A 17,215-nucleotide genomic window follows, 5' to 3' on the forward strand; every position below is an offset into this window, starting at 1 on the left:
CGGCCTTTTCCCGAGCGCCGGAAGGCGTGAAAAATTTCACACACCAGGAAATATTTCACACTTCGCTTCCCTTCGCCTCTCCGTCCCTCCTCCGCGGTCCCACTTCCCCAGCGATCCCTGCCATGGCCCTGCCCCTGCCCTCCCCCGACGCCCAAGCCGCCAGCGACGCCCTGAGCGACCAGCTCCGTGCGGCGATCCGCGAGGCCGGAGGCTGGCTGTCCTTCGCCCGCTTCATGGAACTGGCGCTCTACGCCCCCCGGCTCGGCTACTACGCCGGCGGCGCCCACAAGTTCGGCGCGGCCGGGGATTTCGTCACCGCGCCGGAACTGACGCCCCTGTTCGCCCAGGCTGTCGCCGTCCAGGTGGCCCAGGGCATGGCCGGCAGCGCGCCCCAGGTGCTGGAAGCCGGCGGCGGCAGCGGCCGGCTGGCCGCCGACCTGCTGCTCGCCCTGGAAGCCCGGGGTGCACTGCCGGACACCTACGCCATCCTGGAAGTCTCCGGCGAGCTGGCCGCCCGCCAGCGCGACACCATCGCCGCCGCTGCCCCCCACCTGCTGCCCCGGGTGCACTGGCTCGACCGGCTGCCGGAACGCTGGCGCGGCGTGGTGCTGGGCAACGAGGTGCTCGACGCCATGCCGGTGCAACTGGTGCGCTGGAGCGATACCGGGCCCCAGGAACGGGGCGTGGCCCTGGCAGAGGACGGCCGCTTCGCCTTCGCCGACCGGCCCGCCGCCGGGGCGCTGGCCGCCGGCGCGGCACGGCTGGCCGGGGACTACGGCATCGCGCCGGGCTACCTGTCGGAAATCAACCTGGCGGCGGAAGCCTGGATGGGCGAATGGGGCCGGCGCCTGGAGGCCGGCCTGGTGCTGCTGTTCGACTACGGTTTTCCCGGCCGGGAGTACTACCACCCGGACCGCCGCGCCGGCACCCTGATGTGCCACTACCGGCACCACGCCCACCCGGACCCGTTCTTTTTGCCCGGCTTGCAGGACATCACCGCCCACGTGGATTTCACCGCCATGGCCGAAGCGGCCTTTACCGGCGGCCTGGACGTGCTCGGCTACACCGGCCAGGCGGCCTTCCTCTACAACTGCGGGCTGCTCGACGCCCTGGCCGCCCTGCCCGACGAGAACGCCCGGCTGCGCGCCACCGGCGCGGTGCACAAGCTGACCTCGCCGGCGGAAATGGGGGAACTGTTCAAGGTGCTGGCCTGCGGCAAGGGCCTGGCCGAACCCCTGGTCGGCTTCGCCCGCCACGACCGGCTGGCGGCGCTGTAAGCCTTCGGCTCTCCCCGCCCGGGCGGCGGAGGGTCATTCGGCGGCGTCTTCGCCCGGATATTGTCCGGATTCGGGCCGCCGCGTACGGGCCGGCCAGGCTCCGAATTTCGTCTCAGGCCCCGTCCTTGGCCTGCCAGAGGGCCCGGGCGAACGCCTTCCAGGCGTCGTTGCCGTGGGCCAGGATGCCCTGGTCGGCGCTGTGCTCCATGGTCATCAGCATGATCCCGGACAGGCCGAACAGGTCGAGCTTGGCCTGGGCCAGATGGTCGCCGCCGGCGGCCTGCTCGCGGATGCGGTGCAGGGCGGTCTCGTCGAGCATCTCTTCGGCCAGGGCACGCATCTGGGCGGGGTTGCCCCAGTCGGCCCCGAGAGCGATCAGGCGGCGGGTGATTTCCAGGGAAACGGCGTCGGCATCTTGGCCGTAGCGCAGGGCATCGATCATGGCGTGTCCTTGTAGGCATGTGCGTGCCGGCGGGGCTCGTGCCCCCGGCCGGCACGGGCGGGATCGACTATGATAAAGTTGTTGCCGTACGTTGTTGTCTGTTGTTTGCTTGCCGCCCTCCGGGGCCGATGAATCGGGAGAGTCCGATGGACGTCACCAGCATTGCCGCCACCGCCACGGCCATGACCACCCTCAACCAGACCAACCAGGTCCAGTTGAGCGTGCTCAAGAAGGCTATGCAGATCGAGCAGCAGGGCGCCATGGCCCTGATCGCCGCCCTGCCCCAGCCCGTTCAGTCCGCCAATCTGCCGGACCACCTGGGCCAGAACGTCAACACCACCGCCTGAGGCTCACAGCTCCAGGCTCTCCAGCCAGGCGGCCAGGTGCTCGGCCACCTGGAGCCAGTCCCGTTCCAGCATCATGCCGTGGCCCATGTCGGGGAAGACGTGGGCCGGCACCCCGTAGGCCCCCGCCGTGGCCCGCACCTGGGCGGCCGGAATCAGCCGGTCCGCCTCCGCCCCCATCACCAGCAGGGGCGGCACCCGCATCGCGTACAGCCGCGGCAGGTCGAACAGGCTCATGTCCCACAGCGCCCGGGACGATTCCCCCTGCATCAGTCCGTAGTAGCGCTCCAGCCGCGCCTCATCCATCGGGTGGGCGAACAGCACGTCGGCCAGCAGGTCAGGATGGGCCGCGTGGCCGGCCATGTAGCGGTTGATCTCGCCGAACAGGTCGGGCCGGGCCAGGGCCAGGTGCATGGTGCTGGCCGCCAGCCCGTGGGGCGGCACCGCGGCCAGCAGGGCCGCCGCCGGCCAGGGTTCGTCCTTGGCGTATTCCAGGCACTTCTGCACGACGAAACCGCCCATGGAATGGCCGATCAGCACCGGCGGCCGCTCCATGCCGGCGGCGACGAAGCGCACGTCGCGCACGTAGTCGCCGATGCTCCACCAGTCCAGGTGGTCGTGCCCCTCGCTCTGGCCGTGGCCGCGCAGGGACACGGCTTGGGTCACGTAGCCCCGGGCGGCGAACCAGGCTAGGAAGTACTCGTCCCAGCACCAGGCGCCGATGAAGGCGCCATGGACGAACAGCAGGGGCACGGGCTTGCGCGCCACGCCTGCGGGCGGCAGGCGGGTGATGATTTCCAGTTTTGGGGTCATGGTCGGATCAGGAGAGCGGAGGGAAACCGCCCCGGCGCATCGGCAAGGCGGCGGGGCCGCCGGCCGGGAGGGCATGGTTAAATGGCGGCTTCGGTTTTGGGTTTTTTGTCATGCTGAAGTGGATTATTGCATTGGGCCTGGCGGTCATCGTCATCGGCGTGCTGCATCCGGCCATGGCCCGGCGTCTGCCCCTGGGCCGGCTGCCGGGCGATGTGCGTGTGGCCTTCCGCGGTCGAGCCTACCATTTTCCCTTTACCACCACGTTGCTCTTGTCGGCCCTGCTGGGCCTGGTACTGCGCCTGCTGTAGGCCGGAACCGGCAACGGCCCTGAGACTCCAACCGCCATGACCCGCGCCCCCCTGCTCTGCCTCCTCCCCGCCATCCTGGCCCTGGCCGCCGTTCCGGCGAGCGCCCAGATGTACCGCTACGTGACCCCGGACGGCCGCGTCGTCTTCGGCGACTCGGTACCTGCCGGCGCCCGCAAGGTGGAAAGCATCGCTCCGGCGGACACGGTGACCCCCGAGCAGAGCGCCGAGGCCCAGCGCCGCCTGCAACAGGAAAAGGCGGAAGCCGCCCAGGGCGATGCGCGCCAGGAGCGCTTCGACGCCTCCTACGATGCCCTCAAGGCGGCGGAACAGAACCTGGAGGCCGCCCGGCAACGGCAGAAGGACGGCGAGGAGCCCCTGCCCGGCGAGCGGGTCGGCAACGTGGGCGGCACCTCGCGCCTGCGCGAGAGCTACTTCCAGCGCCAGGAACAGCTCAAGGCCGACGTGCAGCGGGCCGAGCGCAAGGTGGAAGCCCTGCGCTCCCAGACCCGGTCCCTGGAGTAAGGGCCGCCGGCTGCGGCCGGCGCCGTGGGTATGCGGCTACGGCCGTACCGCCCCGACCCTCCCTCTCCTGCTCATCCCTCCCGTTCAGCGTCTTCGCCCGTCGCGGGCACCGGCATGTCCCGACATGCCTGGCGGCGCCATCGCCAACGGGTGCCCGGGGCGTCCGGGGAGCACTTTCGATCTATTAATTTTCTTCATGTTTCCCAACAGGCGGAGCGCCAAAAACCAATACTGGCGCGGACCTTTGCTTTCCGCCAAGCTGGATAGATGAATTTTATTAATACATTCGGCGCCGCCTAGCCGCTCCGTCGTCCCTATTGCCTGCCCGATACCAACGGCTAGCCGGTCCAGCCCGGGCGGATCGGCCAGCCTCACGACCCCGCAGCGCCCCCTGTGGAAAGACGCACCCCGCTTGGCGTTCCCGCGCATGGCCGTGCAACGCTGCAGCGTCGACCGTTCCTCACATCCTTTATCGGAAAATCGGCCAGGGGCGCCGGGTTACAGGCGCACGCCCGTCCAGCCCCTCTACCCCTTAGCCGGACAACGCCTCGGCCACCGCCCGCACCCGGGCCTGGTGCAGCCGCTCGGGGATGGTCGCCGGCTTGCCCGCTTCCTGGCACTGCCGGGCGATGGCGCCGCCGTCCACCGCCGCCGCCGCGGCCCGGGCCCGCTCCCACAGCGCCGCTGCCGGATAGGGGTCGTCACCATGGCCGAGGCGCCCCTGGGCGTCGCAGGCGCAGGCGGCGAGGAGCTGGGCGAAGCGCTCCGGGCGGCGGAAGGCGTCGCAATGCTCCAGCACCTTGACGTAGGTGGACGGGGTGAGGTGCTCGTCACGCCCGGCGGCCCGGTGGATGGTGCCGTGGTAGCGGGTGCACAGGCGGGCCAGATCGCGGCAGTCGGTCGGCACCTTCCAGCGGGCGGCCAGGGCCTCCACCAGGGGCACGCCGCGCTCTTCGTGGCCGTGGTGGCGGGGCAGGTACTCGGCCGGGGTGGTGCCCTTGCCCAGGTCGTGGCACAGGGCGGCAAAGCGCACCGGCAGGGGCTCGCCCCGGGCCGCGGCCCGGTCGAGCACCAGCAGCAGGTGGGCGGCCACGTCCCCTTCCGGGTGGAATTCGTGGCGCTGGGGCACGCCGAACAGGGCGTCGATCTCCGGCGCCAGCCGGGCCAGGGCGCCGCACTCGCGCAGCACCTGGATCAGGCGCGACGGCGCCGGCTCCATCAATCCGCGGGAAACCTCCTGCCAGACCCGCTCGGGCACCAGGTGGTCGGCCTCGCCGTCGTCCACCATGCCGCGCATCAGGGCCAAGGTTTCCGGCGCCACGGTGAAATCGGCGAAGCGGGCGGCGAAGCGGGCCAGGCGCAGGATACGCACCGGGTCCTCGGCAAAGGCCGGGCCGACGTGGCGCAGCACCTTGGCGGCCAGGTCGGCCCGGCCGCCGTAGGGGTCCACCACCGTGCCGTCGCCGCCCACTTCCTCGGCCATGGCGTTGATGGTCAGGTCGCGCCGGGCCAGGTCCTCTTCCAGGGTGACGTCTTCCGCCGCGTAAAAGGCAAAACCGTGATAGCCGCGCCCCGTCTTGCGCTCGGTGCGAGCGAGCGCATACTCCTCCTTGCTTTTGGGATGGAGAAAGACGGGAAAATCCCGCCCCACGGGCAGGTAGCCCTGGGCCACCATGGCCTCGGGGGAGGCGCCGACCACCACGTAGTCCCGGTCGTTGACCGGTCGGCCGAGGAGCCGGTCGCGCACGGCGCCGCCGACGATGTAGGTTTTCATGGGCAGGAAGGCTGGGTTCGCTCAGGTGGAGGAAAGCCCCGGCAAACCGGGGCGCGGGAGAACACACTGCAACGAAGGCCGCTCGCCCGGTAGCAGGCACCGATACGCCAGCCCCCACGGGCGGGTTCGGGCAGCGTCCCGCACAGGACCGACCTGCGCCGAACGAAGCGCCGCTGGCTGCCGCCGGGTCGATGCCAACGGCCAAAAGACGCAAGGCCCTCGGTCGAGGGCCTTGCAGCGGGCGACCGCGGGGGTCTCCTGGAAAGCGCCGGCTGGCGCGGTGCGGTCAGCGACCGGCGTGGGCGCGGAACACGTCCAGGCGCAGCTTGGGCTGGTGGCGGCCCAGATAGGTGGGGGCCACCGCTTCCAGGTATTCCGGGTTCCAGCCGGCCGGGGCGACGCTGTCGCCGGCCAGCACGCTGTCGATCTCCATGGAGCGCAGGTTGTCCGGGGACAGGGGCGGCTTGGGCAGCAGGGTCATCAGGCCGGCCTGCAGGTAGGCCCAGCCGTCGGACAAGGCGATCACCGGGCGGCGGTGACCGGTGAGCTGGCCCACGTACTCGACGATCTGGCGCAGGCTGTAGACCCGGGGGCCGGCCAGGTCGTAGGCGCGGCCGAAGGTGGATTCGTCTTCCAGGCTGGCGATGAAGGCCCGGGCCACGTCCTCGACCCACACCGGCTGGAAGCGGGCGCTGGTGCCGCCCAGGGGCATCACCGGGAAGGACTTGAGCAGACGGGCGAACATGTTGAGGAAGGCGTCGCCGCGGCCGAAGATCACCGAGGGGCGGAACACGGTCACGTCCAGCTCGCCCTGGGCAGCCAGGACGATGGCTTCGCCGGCGGCCTTGGAGCGCAGGTATTCGGAAGGGGCGTCGGCGGCAGCCTTGAGGGCGCTCATGTGCACCAGGCGGCGCACGCCGGCCTTCTTGCAGGCGGAAACGATGATCTGCGGCAGGTCCACGTGGGCGCGCTTGAAGGCCGGGCCGTAGGGCAGGGCCGGGTCGCTGTGCAGCACGCCGACCAGGTTCACCACCGCGTCCACGCCGTCCATCAGGCGCACCAGGGCGGCTTCGTCGAAGACGTCGGCCTGGATCATGTCCACGGCGGGCAGCAGGATCAGCTGCTTGGTGCGCTCGCGGCGGCGGGTGGGCACCACCACCGAGATGTTCCGTTCCACGAGCTGGTTGGCCAGGTGGGTGCCAACGAAACCGCTACCGCCGATTACCAGGATCTTGTTCATCGCCATGGGTGCAAAACCGTCGTTTTAGGAAGGGGGACGGCCGCGCCGTCCGGGAAGCGTGCTTTTGCTTTACGCCGGCATTTTACGCCAAAACGCGGCGTTTTCGCCCTTCCCTCCGGTTTCTGCCCCGTTTATGGCAGTTCCTCGCCCTTCTCCAGCAGGCTCGCATCGGCCCCGCCCCGGGGCGCCACGGTGCCCAGCAGGCGCTTCAGCGACGGCGGGGTACCGTCGAACAGGGCGCCGTAGTAGACCGCGTTGTTCATCACTTTCTTGACGTAGTCGCGGGTCTCGGAGAAGGGGATGGTCTCGGCGTACACCGCCCCTTCCAGGGGCTTCACATCCTTCCACTTGCGCGCCCGGCCGGGGCCGGCGTTGTAGGCGGCGGAGGCCAGCACCGGGTGGTTGTCCAGGCTTTCCTTGACCAGACGCAGGTAGGAGGTGCCGAGCATCAGGTTCACCTCGGTGTCGGTGACCCGGCCCGGGTGGTAGTCGGCCAAGCCGATCTTCTTGGCCACCCAGCGGGCGGTGGCGGGCATCAGCTGCATCAGGCCGGAGGCGCCCACCGACGAGCGGGCGCCGGTGACGAAGCGCGATTCCTGGCGCATCAGGCCGTACACCCAGGCTTCGTCCACCTGGGCCGAGCGGGCGGCAGGGCGCACCTGGTCGGCGTAGGGAGCCAGGTAGCGCAGGGAGAAGTCGTGCTCGCCCCGGGTCTTTTCCGCGGAATAGATGGCCCGGTCGTAGAACTCGGCGCGGCGCGCCACCTCGGCGGCGGCGAGCAGGTCCCGGTCGGAAAGGCCCCGGGTGCCCCAGTTCCATTCGCGCACGGCCTCGGTGCGCAGGCCCAGGCGGTTCAAGGCCAGGGCGCGGCGGAAGGCGGGGTTGGCGCCGGCCTTGGCCAGCTCTTCGGGGCTGGCGGGGCGGGCCTTGGGCGGCACGGTGATGCTGCGCCCCATCTCTTCGTCGGCCAGGGTGCCGTAAAAGTGGGGCTGGCCGGACAACCGGGCGAACAGGGCGTTGGCCGCCTCCAGCTGGCCGCCGGCCTTCTTGGCCCGGCCGAGCCAGTACACCCATTCCGGCTGGGCGGCCTGGGCGGGCGCCATGGCCTCGATGCTGCGCAGTACCTCACCCCAGTCCTGGGCGCGCAGGGCGGCCCGGGTGCGGAAGGCCAGGGCGTCGTCGGACACCAGGGGGGCGGCCAGGGGCTTGCCCAGGGCCGCGTCGGCCTTGCGGTAGTAGCCCAGGGCCTCGGGCATCAGGCGGAAGGCGGCCTGCCAGCCGGCGTAGGCCCAGGCGTAGGCCCGGTCCTCGGGGGTGAGGCGGGCGCCCAGGCGATCCAGCTGCTCGGCAGCCATGGCCGGGTCGTTCTTGGCGATGCGGGCCAGGGCGAGCACCGCCAGTTCGCGGCTGGTGCGGCCGTCCAGGCTGCCGGCGGGTTGCTTGATCAGGTAGGGCAGGGGCTTGTCGAGCACCAGGTCGAACAGCTTGGCCGAGGGGGTCTGGCCCTCGGGCAGGTACTGGAGGGTGGCCCGTGCCGCCCCCTGCTTGCCGGTTTCCACCTGGCGGCGCACCCTGGCCCAGACGTCGGTGGTGCCGACCTTGCCCTGGGTGACTAGGGCATTGAGCACCGGCTGGCAGCCCTCGGGCACTTCCAGCTGGGTCAGCCACAGGGCCCGGGCGTCGTCCAGGGCGGCGGCGTCGCCCCGGGCCAGGCGGGATTGCAGGGCGTAGCAGTTGAGTTCGGGGTCGCCCTGGACCAGCTTCGGGTATTCGGCGTCGAAGACGCTCCAGCGGCCGTAGCGGCCCAGCTGCTTGAGCCACTCGCCGCGCAGCTTGTCGGCCAGGTAGGTGCCGTCTTCCCGGGTCAGAAAGGCGCGGATGGCGTTGTCGTCGACGTCGCCGGGGCGTTTCAGGGTGGCGGAAAGGAGCCAGTAGGTCGGGTAGGCCCCCAGTTCGCTGCCCTGGAGATCGGACGCCAGGGCGGTGAGCTTGGCCCGGTCGCCGAGGCGGGCGGCATCCTTGGCGGCGAGCAGACGATCGTCGTCGCTCTGGGCCAGGGCGGTGTTGCAGGTCAGGGGCGCCAGGGCCAGGACGAAGGACAAGCGGGCGGCGGCGACCAGGGGCGCGAAGCGGGTGGCGCGGCGGAGCAGGCGGCGAGACGGCATGTGATAGGCTGCGGCAAATTGCGGACGTCCCGGCTTTCGCACCTGGCAGGCCGGTAGGGCCGCTACGGACGAATGGGAGGCTGGGGACGAGTGGGACGGTTTGAGGATAACACGGTGAACGCAGGGGATGCCCCCAGGATGACAGCGCCGGCCGACGGGATTGCCGGGGCCGCCCGGGATGCTGCGCAGCGGACGGCGGCGCGCAAGCGGCTGCGCCAGGACATGATCGCCCGGCGCGAGGCCCTGCCCCCCACCGATGCGGCGCAGCGCAGCGCCGCCGTGTGCGCCCACCTGACGGCGCGCTTTTCCGCCGACTTCTTCGCCTTCTTCCCCGACGGGCGAGCCAAGACCATCGGGTTTTGCTGGCCGGTGCAGAACGAGCCGGACCTGCGCCCGGCGATCCGCACCTGGCTGGCCCAGGGCGGCCACGCCTGCCTGCCGGTGGTGGTGGCCCCCGGCGAGCCCCTGGCCTTCCGCCCGTGGACCCCGGCCACGCCGCTGGCGCCGGACCGCTACGGCATTCCCACGCCGAGCGAAGGCGACCTGGTGCTGCCCGACGTGCTGCTGATCCCGGTCAACGCGGTGGATGGGGCGGGCTTTCGCCTCGGCTACGGCGGCGGCTTCTTCGACCGCACCCTGGCCAGGCTGGCGGCTGTCGGCCACCCGGTGGTGACCCTGGGAGTGGGCTTTGACTTCCAGCGGGTGGACACCATCCACCCGGAACCCCACGACGCGCCCCTGATGGGGCTGGTGACCGAATCGGGCTTCGTCGAATTCGACTGAGCCGGTCGGTTTACTCAGGCATCGGACAGAAGCCCCGCCCCGCCTCGTTCTCCAGACAGCCATATCGGAAAGCCGCGCCCCGCTTGGGGTTGCGGCGTGCAGCTTCTCGCCGCCGCGGTGTTCGTTCGGTGTTACAGGGCGCCGGGGGACAGCGCCCCCCGGCGCGCAGCGCCTCCGCCGGCCTCAGCCGAGGAACAGCTTGTAGGCCGGGTTGTCGCTCTCGTTCCAGTACAGGTAGCCGAGCTGATCGAGGAAGCGGTTGAAGTCGCCCATGTCCTCCGGCGGCACCTGCATGCCCACCAGCACCCGGCCGTAGTCGGCGCCGTGGTTGCGGTAGTGGAACAGGCTGATGTTCCAGCCGGCGCTCATCTTGTTGAGGAAGTTCATCAGGGCGCCGGGCCGCTCGGGGAATTCGAAGCGGTAGAGGATCTCGTTCCGCACGTTGGGCGCGTGGCCGCCGACCAGGTGGCGGATGTGCATCTTGGCCATCTCGTCGTCGGTCAGGTCCAGGGTCGGGTAGCCGTGCTTCTGCAACTGCTCCACCAGCTTCAGGGACTCGGCCCGGTTGCCCACTTGCAGGCCGACGAAGACGTGGGCCTCGGACTTGTCGTTGTAGCGGTAGTTGAACTCGGTGATGTTGCGCGAGCCGATCAGGGAGACGAACTTCTTGTAGCTGCCGGGCTTCTCCGGCAGGGTCACCGCCAGCACCGCCTCGCGCTGCTCGCCCACCTCGGCCCGCTCGGCGACGAAGCGCAGGCGGTCGAAGTTGGTGTTGGCGCCGGAGGCCACCGCCACCAGGGTCTGGCCCTTGAGCTTGTGGCGCTTGGCGTATTCCTTGGCGCCGGCCAGGGCCAGGGCGCCGGAGGGTTCGAGGATCGAGCGGGTGTCCTCGAACACGTCCTTGATGGCGGCGCAGATGGCGTCGGTGTCCACCAGCACCACCTCGTCCAGGTATTCCTGGCACAGGCGGAAGGTTTCCTCGCCGACGAACTTGACCGCCGTGCCGTCGGCGAACAGGCCCACCTGGTCGAGACGCACCCGCCGCCCGGCCTTGAGCGAACGGGCCATGGCGTCGGCGTCGAAGGTTTCCACGCCGATGATCTTGATGTCCGGACGCACCCGCTTCACGTAGGCGGCCACCCCGGCGGCCAGGCCGCCGCCGCCGATGGCGCAGAAGATGGCGTGGATCGGTCCGTCGTGGCGCGAATGCTGGCGCAGGATCTCCATGCCGATGGTGCCCTGGCCGGCGATCACGTCCGGATCGTCGAAGGGATGGACGAAGGTCAGCTTCTCGGCCTTTTCCAGCTCCACCGCGTGGGCGTAGGCCTCGTCGAAGGACTCGCCGGCCAGCACCACCTCGCCGCCCCGGGCCGCCACCGCCTGGACCTTGATCTGGGGCGTGGTGGTGGGCATGACGATCACCGCCCGGCAGCCGATCTTGGCCGCCGACAGGGCCACGCCCTGGGCGTGGTTGCCGGCGGAGGCGCAGATCACGCCGCGCTTGAGCTGGGCCGGCGACAGGTGGGCGATCTTGTTGTAGGCCCCGCGCAGCTTGAACGAGAACACCGGCTGCATGTCCTCGCGCTTGAGCAGGAAGCGGTTGCCGAGGCGAGCCGACAGGTTGGTGGCGAAATCCAGGGGGGTCTCGACGGCGGCGTCGTAGACCTGGGCGTTTAGCACCTTGGTAAGGTAATCGTGCGGCATGGGAAGAGGGGGCTGCCGAAGGCGTAAAGCGACCCAGTGTACCCCCCGGGTCGGGGCTCAGTCCATGCGCGGAGCGTCCCGAGCGGCATATCCGCCGCCGGCCCCAAAAAAACGGGGCGGGAGCCTGCCGGCCCCGCCCCGCTGGTCCGCCGTGGCGAACCGGATGGGTCAGAACGAGTTGCGGATACTGAGGCTGAAGCTGTGCATGGTCATGGAACCCATGCTGTTGCTGTACTGGTAGCGGGCGCCCAGGGACCAGGATCGCTTGAAGTCGACGTCGCTGCCCAGGCCGAACACCAGGGCGTTGCGGTTGATCCGGGTCGGCGCGATCTGGTAGATCGCGCCCCCCAGGTCGTCCGCATAAGCGACCCGGGCCACGCCGGGGTCCTCGAAGTCGTGCTGGTACTCGGTGCGGAAATTGGGCCGGATGCGCGCCGACTCCAGGGCAATCACGGTTTCGCCGCGCAGGCCCCAGGACAGCTTGGTGGTGTTCACCGTCTGGGAGAAGTAGGTCAGGTTGTAGAACCCGGCCCCGCTCTCGCTGGTGGCGTCGAGCCGCGTCTCGGCCAGGTCAAGCCGCCCGTAGGGGGACAGCAGGAACTGGTCGGTGCGGAACTCGTAGGCGCCGCTGACCGAGGCGAACCACTGGGTGCCGCTGCGCTTGGCAGTAGCGAAGGCGCCGGCCGGCGCCGAGTAGCGGCGCGATTCCATCTCCAGGTGGCCGACGCCGACGATGGCGTCGATGAAGGTGCCGGGCATGGGCTGGTAGCTGCCGTACAGCGAGAAGGAGTAGTCGTTGCCGCTGTTGCGCCCGCCTTCCTGAAGCTTGGTCCAATCCCGGCCGAAGCCGGCGCCGACGCCCAGGACCAGCTTGTCGCCGAAGCGGCGGTCGGCGCCGAAGGAAATGCCCGAGGTGGTGAAGGTCATGCCCGCATCCTCCTGACGGCCGATGTTGATCACCCCGGCACTCCACACGTCGATGCCGCTGCCGAAGGCATCGTTGGACTTGCTGCCGATGTTCAGGGAGGGCAAGCCCTGGGCGGACAGGCGCCCGCCGGAAATCAGCGAGAAGGGATCGAATCCACCGCCCCCGGCCTGGGGCTGGGCCCCGCCGCCCATACTCCCGGACAGTACACCATTGCCGGAATTGACCCCGGCCACGCTGCCCGTGCCGATCATGGTCGGCACCGGGCTGCCCGGCTGGGCGGACGCCAGCGCGTTACCGCGCCGTTGACGCTGCTGCGGCTCCTGGGCCGGCGGTTGCGGATTCTGGGAACCCGGCCCGTCGGTGGTCGGCCCCTGCCCCGGCAGGTTCCCACCGGCCAACGGCGCTGCGGCCCCATCTTGCCGGCGCAGGCGGCCATGCAGGCTTTCCAGGCGGGACTGGAAGTTGCCGATCTGGGCCTGGCTGAAGCGCCGGGCGGTTTCCACCTGGCTGCCCACCAGGCCCGTCACCGTGGCGTCCTGGGTCGGGTCCGGACGGCCCATGACCTGGATCGTCACCGTCGCCGGAGCCGAGGTGGCCGTGGTGTTGGTCGCGGTATAGACGAAGGAATCCGTGCCCTTGAAGCCGGCATTCGGACTGTAGGTGATCGCCGCCCCATTCACCGCCACGGTGCCGTGCACCGGCGCGGTGGTCACCGCCACGCTGTTGGCCGCCCCCCCCGTCAGATTGAGGGGAATCGGGTTGTTGGCGCTGTTGATCTGCACGGTGACGTTGACCGCCCCGGCCACCGGGGCTTGGGGATTGACCGTGATCGTCACCGTCGCCGGGGCCGACGTGCCCCCGGCGTTGCTCGCCGTGTAGGTGAAGCTGTCGTTGCCCGAGTAGCCGGCGGCGGGGGTGTAGGTGATGCTGGTCCCCGACGCCGTGGCCGTGCCGTGCTGGGCCGGGGTGGCCACCGCTACGCTGGTCGGCACACCGCCGCTGATGCTGAGCGTAACCGGATTGGCGCTGCTGCCAAAGGCCACCGTGGCGCTCACCGCCCCCGCCACCGGCACCTGGGGATTGACCGTGACTGTGACCGTCGCCGGCGCCGACGTACCGCCGGCGTTGGTCGCCGTGTACGTGAAGCTGTCGCTGCCGACGTAGCCGGCGGTGGGGGTGTAGGTGATGCTGGTCCCCGACGCGGTTGCCGTGCCGTGGCTGGCCCCCGCCACCACCGCCACGCTGGTCGGCGCACCGCCGCCTGCGAGGTTGAGGGTAATCGGATTGGCCGAGCTGTTGTAGGCCACCGCAACGCTCACCGCCCCGGCCACCGGCACCTGGGGCGTCACCGTGATCGTTACCGTCGCCGGCGCCGACGTGCCGCCAGCGTTGGTCGCCGTGTACGTGAAGCTGTCGCTGCCCGAATAGCCGGCATTCGGCGTGTAAGTAATGCTGGTCCCCGACGCGGTGGCCGTGCCGTGGCTGGCCCCCGCCACCACCGCCACGCTGGACGGTGCGCCGCCGCCAATGTTGAGCGTGATGGCATTGGCCGAGCTGCCGTAGGCCACCGTGGCGCTTACCGCGCCGGCTACCGGTACCTGGGGATTGACCGTGATCGTCACCGTCGCCGGCGCCGACGTGCCTCCGGCGTTGCTCGCCGTGTAGGTAAAGCTGTCGCTGCCCGAATACCCGGCATTCGGCGTGTAAGTGATGCTGGTGCCCGACGCCACCGCCATGCCGTGGCTGGCCCCGCTCGCCACCGCCACGCTGGTCGGCATACCGCCGCCGATGTTGAGCGTGATCGGGTTGGCGCCGCTGCCGTAGGCCACTGTGGCGCTCACCGCTCCGGCCGTCGGCACCTGGGGATTGACCGTGACCGTCACCGTCGCCGGCGCCGACGTGCCCGTCGCATTGGTGGCCGTGTAGGTAAAGCTGTCGCTGCCCGAGTACCCGGTATTCGGCGTGTAAGTAATGCTGGTGCCCGACGCCACCGCCGTGCCGTGGCTGGCCCCGCTCGCCACCGCCACGCTGCTCGGGGCGCCGCCGGTGATGTTGAGGGTGACCGGATTGGCCGAACTGTTGTACGCCACCGTGGCGCTCGCCGCATTGACTATCGGTAGCGGGGGATTGACCGTCACCGAATAGGTACGGAGGGTGGAAAAGGGCGCGCCGGTGCCGCCGGTGCCGCCGGTGCTGTCGGTTGCTTGGACGGTGAAGTTGTAGGTGCCTTCGGCCGTCGGCGTCCCGGACAGGGTGCCGCCGGTAGCCAGGCTCAAGCCGGGCGGCAGACTGCCATTGGACACACTGAACGTATAGGGGGCCACGCCGCCGCCCGCCGTGAGCGTCTGGGTGTAGACCGTGTTCCGGATCGGGTTCGGCAACGAGGTTGGCGACAGGGTCAGGGTCGGGGCGTTGACGGTCACAGCAATAGTGCCGCTGGTTCCGCTGTAGGGCCCGGACCCTGTGCTGCTGTCGCTGGCACTGACGGTGAACGAATAATTTCCCGCCGCGATCGGCGTTCCGCTGACCAGGCCGGTCGCGTTGAGGGTCAAGCCCGGCGGCAGGCTGCCACTGGCCACGACAAAACTGTTGTAGGGCGCCGTGCCGCCGCTGACGTTGATCTGCTGACTGTAGGCTGTGGCCGGCGTAGCCGCCGGCAGGGTTGCCGGAGAAAAGCCCAGGATCGGTGCAGCGATGGTCAACGAAATATTGGAACTGGTCCCGGAATAGGGGCCCGTTCCGCCACTGCTGTCGGTTGCGCGCACAGCAAAGGTGAAGGTTCCGCCCGCTGTCGGCGTGCCCGACAGTACACCGCCGGAACTCAAGGTCAGGCCCGCCGGCAGGCTGCCGCTGATGATTGTATAGGTATAAGGGCCGGTACCTCCGCTCGCCGAAAACGACTGGCTGTAGGCCGTCGCCACGGTGCCTCCGGGTATGGTGGCCGGGGTTATGTTGATCCCGGGAGGTGCAATCGTCAGGGAATAGACCTGGCTGATCGTCGCGGTCGTAACGTCGGTAGCCGTCACGGTGAATGAGAACGTCCCGCTTGAGCTAGGGGTGCCCGAAACGACGCCATTGGCAGTATTGAGGCTCAAGCCAGTGGGCAGCGCTCCGGCGCTAATGGAATACACATAGGACGAGCCGCCACTGGCAGCGAAAGTCTGGCTGTAGGCAACCCCCATGGCTCCCGCCGTGAGCGTTCCAGCGGCAGGCGTCATGGCCAGGGTTGGAAAATTGGGCGACACCATCAGGTTGTCGATGCTTATAAAACCATCGCCATCTGCGGCGAACCGAAGCTCATTGATGTTGGTGAAATCCAGCTGGACCGTTTTGAAACTGTAGGTGTCACTGGTCAGCGAAATGACTTTGCCGTCCACAATCGCGCCATTGAGGTAGGCCGTGATCGTGACGGAACTGTTAGTCCCCGGGCTCGATATTTCCAGTGAACTAATATTGAAATGGTCATATCCGGAAATCGTGCCGATCCGCGCAGGGTTGGCGCTTGTACCGTAGCAGGTACCGGCGCAGTCTGTCGTCGCATACGGCCCTGGATGGGGAGGGATGTAGTTCGCCCCGGCATCGCTGTCTAGAAACCACGTGTTGTAGAACCGCAGCCCGCTGCCATCAAGTACTTCAAAAGGGAAGCCTAGCGTAGGCGAGGGCGGACCAAACGTGACCGGCCCGGTTTGCACCACAGCCCCGGCCGACGTGGCTCCCATCACGGACAGCAGCAACAACAGGATGCGCAGCAGGCGCATGACAAGCGACATTCTTGACGACACTACGTGTTCTCCAGCAACGATCGGTAATTCAGGCGGCGACTCGGTCCCCGGTATCAGGGACGTGCCGGAAAATCTCCAACTAGGCAGATACATAGGTTCAGCACGAGGTAAGGCTGGGCGTTGTCATGCGCCTGGCCTTCACCACTGACACCGATCAGTGCCGGTGACATGGCGCCATTGGCCGCTTGGCCGGCATACGTCCTCACTGGCGCGGGACGGCTTCCCACCGTCACGCCTTTCGCCCAGTAATGGCCTGCAGGAGACGTGACGGTGCCGTTGCCGTTTTGCACCGTCACGGCATGGTTATGGGCAGGCATGGCATCGGCGGTCAGGCTTTCGCTCATGGCGCCGTCCACATCCCCGACATTACGGGGGGTCAGACCCGGCCCTGCGCCGCTGCCCATGACGGTCCGGCCCTGAAGATTGGGAAGCCCGAACGTGGTTCGTCCATCTCCGCCGAAGCGGTTGCCGATGATGGAGAAAAGGGTGGTGTTCTGCGGAATTGGCACGAGTTGCCCCGCGCAGACCGCCCAGTTCACCGGAGCAAAATTGAACGCAAAGGGGCGAATCTCGCCGTAAAAGGGGTCAGCCATAAAGCGCTCCTTGAAGATCAGGATCGAGGCGGGAAAATCCCGGTGAGGGCGATGCAGTAATTCACCACCAGCGATGGCTGCATGTTGTTGTGGGCCGCCGAAGCACCGGACGGAGCCAGCGCATCCCCCGCCATGGCCCCGGTAGCAGGAAGCGCCGCATAGGCCGGGGTCGTGGCGGGGGACGAGGCAGGCAGTACACCGGTGGCATCGTTGCTCGTGCCGGTGACGGAAACACAGGACAGTTGATGGATGTGGGGCGGAATCTGGGCCGCCGTCAGGCTCACGCTTTCCTGGCCCGCTGCGCGCCCCATGGGGTAATCCTGCTCGCGGCCCTGCCCGACACAGACGCGCCCCCGCAAATCCGGAAGCTGGAAGGTGCGGATCCCATCCCCGCCGTAGGTCGTCCCCAATAAGGAAAACAGGGCTGCGTTCTGCTGGATGGGTAGGGTGCTGCCGTCGCAGAGCGCCCAGCCGCGCGGAATCACTCCAAAACCAAAGGCGCGGATTTCGCCGACAAAAGGTTCCATAGCACGGAGCTCC

The 17,215-nt window shown here is 69.1% G+C and carries 14 protein-coding genes and 1 pseudogene; 5 read left to right on the forward strand and 10 right to left on the reverse strand.

Annotated features, from left to right (window positions below):
* Nucleotides 1-122 precede the first annotated feature (122 nt).
* Nucleotides 123-1,277 (forward strand): class I SAM-dependent methyltransferase, encoded by a 1,155-nt coding sequence (locus V7Z98_RS04375; RefSeq protein WP_334157128.1) that lies wholly within the window; start codon nucleotides 123-125, stop codon nucleotides 1,275-1,277.
* Nucleotides 1,278-1,389: 112 nt separating this feature from the next.
* Here the strand turns inward: V7Z98_RS04375 and V7Z98_RS04380 are convergent, their stop codons facing one another.
* Entirely contained in the window at nucleotides 1,390-1,719 is a 330-nt protein-coding gene (locus tag V7Z98_RS04380) for a hypothetical protein (RefSeq protein ID WP_293261216.1), read from the reverse strand.
* Nucleotides 1,720-1,865: 146 nt separating this feature from the next.
* Here V7Z98_RS04380 and V7Z98_RS04385 point away from each other — a divergent pair, with 146 nt between their 5' ends.
* Entirely contained in the window at nucleotides 1,866-2,066 is a 201-nt protein-coding gene (locus V7Z98_RS04385; protein ID WP_293261213.1) for a putative motility protein, read from the forward strand.
* Between the two features lie 3 nt (nucleotides 2,067-2,069).
* On the opposite strand, the gene V7Z98_RS04390 is transcribed toward V7Z98_RS04385, so the two are convergent.
* Nucleotides 2,070-2,876 carry an alpha/beta hydrolase gene (locus V7Z98_RS04390; RefSeq protein ID WP_334157129.1) on the reverse strand — a complete coding sequence of 269 codons (807 nt, stop codon included), beginning with the start codon at nucleotides 2,874-2,876 and terminating at the stop codon, nucleotides 2,070-2,072.
* A 110-nt stretch (nucleotides 2,877-2,986) separates the two neighbouring features.
* Here V7Z98_RS04390 and V7Z98_RS04395 point away from each other — a divergent pair, with 110 nt between their 5' ends.
* Nucleotides 2,987-3,184 (forward strand): DUF2905 domain-containing protein, encoded by a 198-nt coding sequence (locus V7Z98_RS04395; RefSeq protein ID WP_293261207.1) that lies wholly within the window; start codon nucleotides 2,987-2,989, stop codon nucleotides 3,182-3,184.
* 36 nt (nucleotides 3,185-3,220) lie between these two features.
* Nucleotides 3,221-3,706 carry a DUF4124 domain-containing protein gene (locus V7Z98_RS04400; RefSeq protein ID WP_293261204.1) on the forward strand — a complete coding sequence of 162 codons (486 nt, stop codon included), beginning with the start codon at nucleotides 3,221-3,223 and terminating at the stop codon, nucleotides 3,704-3,706.
* A gap of 532 nt (nucleotides 3,707-4,238) precedes the next feature.
* Here the strand turns inward: V7Z98_RS04400 and V7Z98_RS04405 are convergent.
* The 3 genes from V7Z98_RS04405 to V7Z98_RS04415 all read right to left on the reverse strand — a co-directional run bounded on the left by V7Z98_RS04405 (nucleotide 4,239) and on the right by V7Z98_RS04415 (nucleotide 8,885).
* Nucleotides 4,239-5,480 carry a multifunctional CCA addition/repair protein gene (locus V7Z98_RS04405; protein WP_334157130.1) on the reverse strand — a complete coding sequence of 414 codons (1,242 nt, stop codon included), beginning with the start codon at nucleotides 5,478-5,480 and terminating at the stop codon, nucleotides 4,239-4,241.
* 286 nt (nucleotides 5,481-5,766) lie between these two features.
* Complete coding sequence (locus V7Z98_RS04410) at nucleotides 5,767-6,726, reverse strand: complex I NDUFA9 subunit family protein (protein WP_334157131.1); 960 nt, start codon at nucleotides 6,724-6,726, stop codon at nucleotides 5,767-5,769.
* A gap of 125 nt (nucleotides 6,727-6,851) precedes the next feature.
* A complete protein-coding gene (locus V7Z98_RS04415) occupies nucleotides 6,852-8,885 on the reverse strand; it encodes a lytic transglycosylase domain-containing protein (RefSeq protein ID WP_334157132.1) in 2,034 nt (677 codons plus the stop codon).
* Nucleotides 8,886-8,999: 114 nt separating this feature from the next.
* On the opposite strand from V7Z98_RS04415, the gene V7Z98_RS04420 reads away from it, so the two are divergent.
* Nucleotides 9,000-9,668, forward strand: a complete 669-nt coding sequence (locus V7Z98_RS04420) for a 5-formyltetrahydrofolate cyclo-ligase (protein ID WP_334157133.1) — start codon at nucleotides 9,000-9,002, stop codon at nucleotides 9,666-9,668.
* Between the two features lie 183 nt (nucleotides 9,669-9,851).
* Here the strand turns inward: V7Z98_RS04420 and ilvA are convergent, their stop codons facing one another.
* The 5 genes and pseudogenes from ilvA to V7Z98_RS04440 form a co-directional block, all read right to left on the reverse strand.
* Nucleotides 9,852-11,372 (reverse strand): threonine ammonia-lyase, biosynthetic, encoded by a 1,521-nt coding sequence (ilvA, locus tag V7Z98_RS04425; RefSeq protein WP_293261189.1) that lies wholly within the window; start codon nucleotides 11,370-11,372, stop codon nucleotides 9,852-9,854.
* A 168-nt stretch (nucleotides 11,373-11,540) separates the two neighbouring features.
* On the reverse strand, nucleotides 11,541-15,002 hold the full coding sequence (locus V7Z98_RS04430; protein ID WP_334157134.1) for an Ig-like domain-containing protein: 3,462 nt from the start codon (nucleotides 15,000-15,002) through the stop codon (nucleotides 11,541-11,543).
* Between the two features lie 36 nt (nucleotides 15,003-15,038).
* A pseudogene (locus V7Z98_RS17845) lies at nucleotides 15,039-16,175 on the reverse strand (putative Ig domain-containing protein); the annotation flags it as partial.
* A complete protein-coding gene (locus tag V7Z98_RS04435; protein ID WP_334157135.1) occupies nucleotides 16,136-16,675 on the reverse strand; it encodes a phage tail protein in 540 nt (179 codons plus the stop codon). The pseudogene V7Z98_RS17845 and the gene V7Z98_RS04435, both read right to left, overlap by 40 nt.
* Nucleotides 16,676-16,692: 17 nt before the next feature.
* Nucleotides 16,693-17,202: a phage tail protein gene (locus tag V7Z98_RS04440; protein ID WP_334157136.1), complete on the reverse strand. Its 510-nt coding sequence runs from the start codon at nucleotides 17,200-17,202 to the stop codon at nucleotides 16,693-16,695.
* Nucleotides 17,203-17,215: the final 13 nt, after the last annotated feature.

Origin of the sequence: Oryzomicrobium sp., assembly GCF_036820405.1 — a bacterium.
GTDB lineage: Bacteria > Pseudomonadota > Gammaproteobacteria > Burkholderiales > Rhodocyclaceae > Oryzomicrobium.

What these genes read in the sequence shown, in the direction of transcription:
- V7Z98_RS04390 (WP_334157129.1), bottom strand. Translation starts at nt 2,876, where the DNA reads ATGACCCCAAAACTGGAAATCATCACCCGCCTGCCGCCCGCAGGCGTG.
- V7Z98_RS04440 (WP_334157136.1), bottom strand. Translation starts at nt 17,202, where the DNA reads ATGGAACCTTTTGTCGGCGAAATCCGCGCCTTTGGTTTTGGAGTGATT.
- V7Z98_RS04395 (WP_293261207.1), top strand. Translation starts at nt 2,987, where the DNA reads ATGCTGAAGTGGATTATTGCATTGGGCCTGGCGGTCATCGTCATCGGC.
- ilvA (WP_293261189.1), bottom strand. Translation starts at nt 11,372, where the DNA reads ATGCCGCACGATTACCTTACCAAGGTGCTAAACGCCCAGGTCTACGAC.
- V7Z98_RS04380 (WP_293261216.1), bottom strand. Translation starts at nt 1,719, where the DNA reads ATGATCGATGCCCTGCGCTACGGCCAAGATGCCGACGCCGTTTCCCTG.
- V7Z98_RS04375 (WP_334157128.1), top strand. Translation starts at nt 123, where the DNA reads ATGGCCCTGCCCCTGCCCTCCCCCGACGCCCAAGCCGCCAGCGACGCC.
- V7Z98_RS04400 (WP_293261204.1), top strand. Translation starts at nt 3,221, where the DNA reads ATGACCCGCGCCCCCCTGCTCTGCCTCCTCCCCGCCATCCTGGCCCTG.
- V7Z98_RS04405 (WP_334157130.1), bottom strand. Translation starts at nt 5,480, where the DNA reads ATGAAAACCTACATCGTCGGCGGCGCCGTGCGCGACCGGCTCCTCGGC.
- V7Z98_RS04435 (WP_334157135.1), bottom strand. Translation starts at nt 16,675, where the DNA reads ATGGCTGACCCCTTTTACGGCGAGATTCGCCCCTTTGCGTTCAATTTT.
- V7Z98_RS04415 (WP_334157132.1), bottom strand. Translation starts at nt 8,885, where the DNA reads ATGCCGTCTCGCCGCCTGCTCCGCCGCGCCACCCGCTTCGCGCCCCTG.
- V7Z98_RS04410 (WP_334157131.1), bottom strand. Translation starts at nt 6,726, where the DNA reads ATGGCGATGAACAAGATCCTGGTAATCGGCGGTAGCGGTTTCGTTGGC.
- V7Z98_RS04385 (WP_293261213.1), top strand. Translation starts at nt 1,866, where the DNA reads ATGGACGTCACCAGCATTGCCGCCACCGCCACGGCCATGACCACCCTC.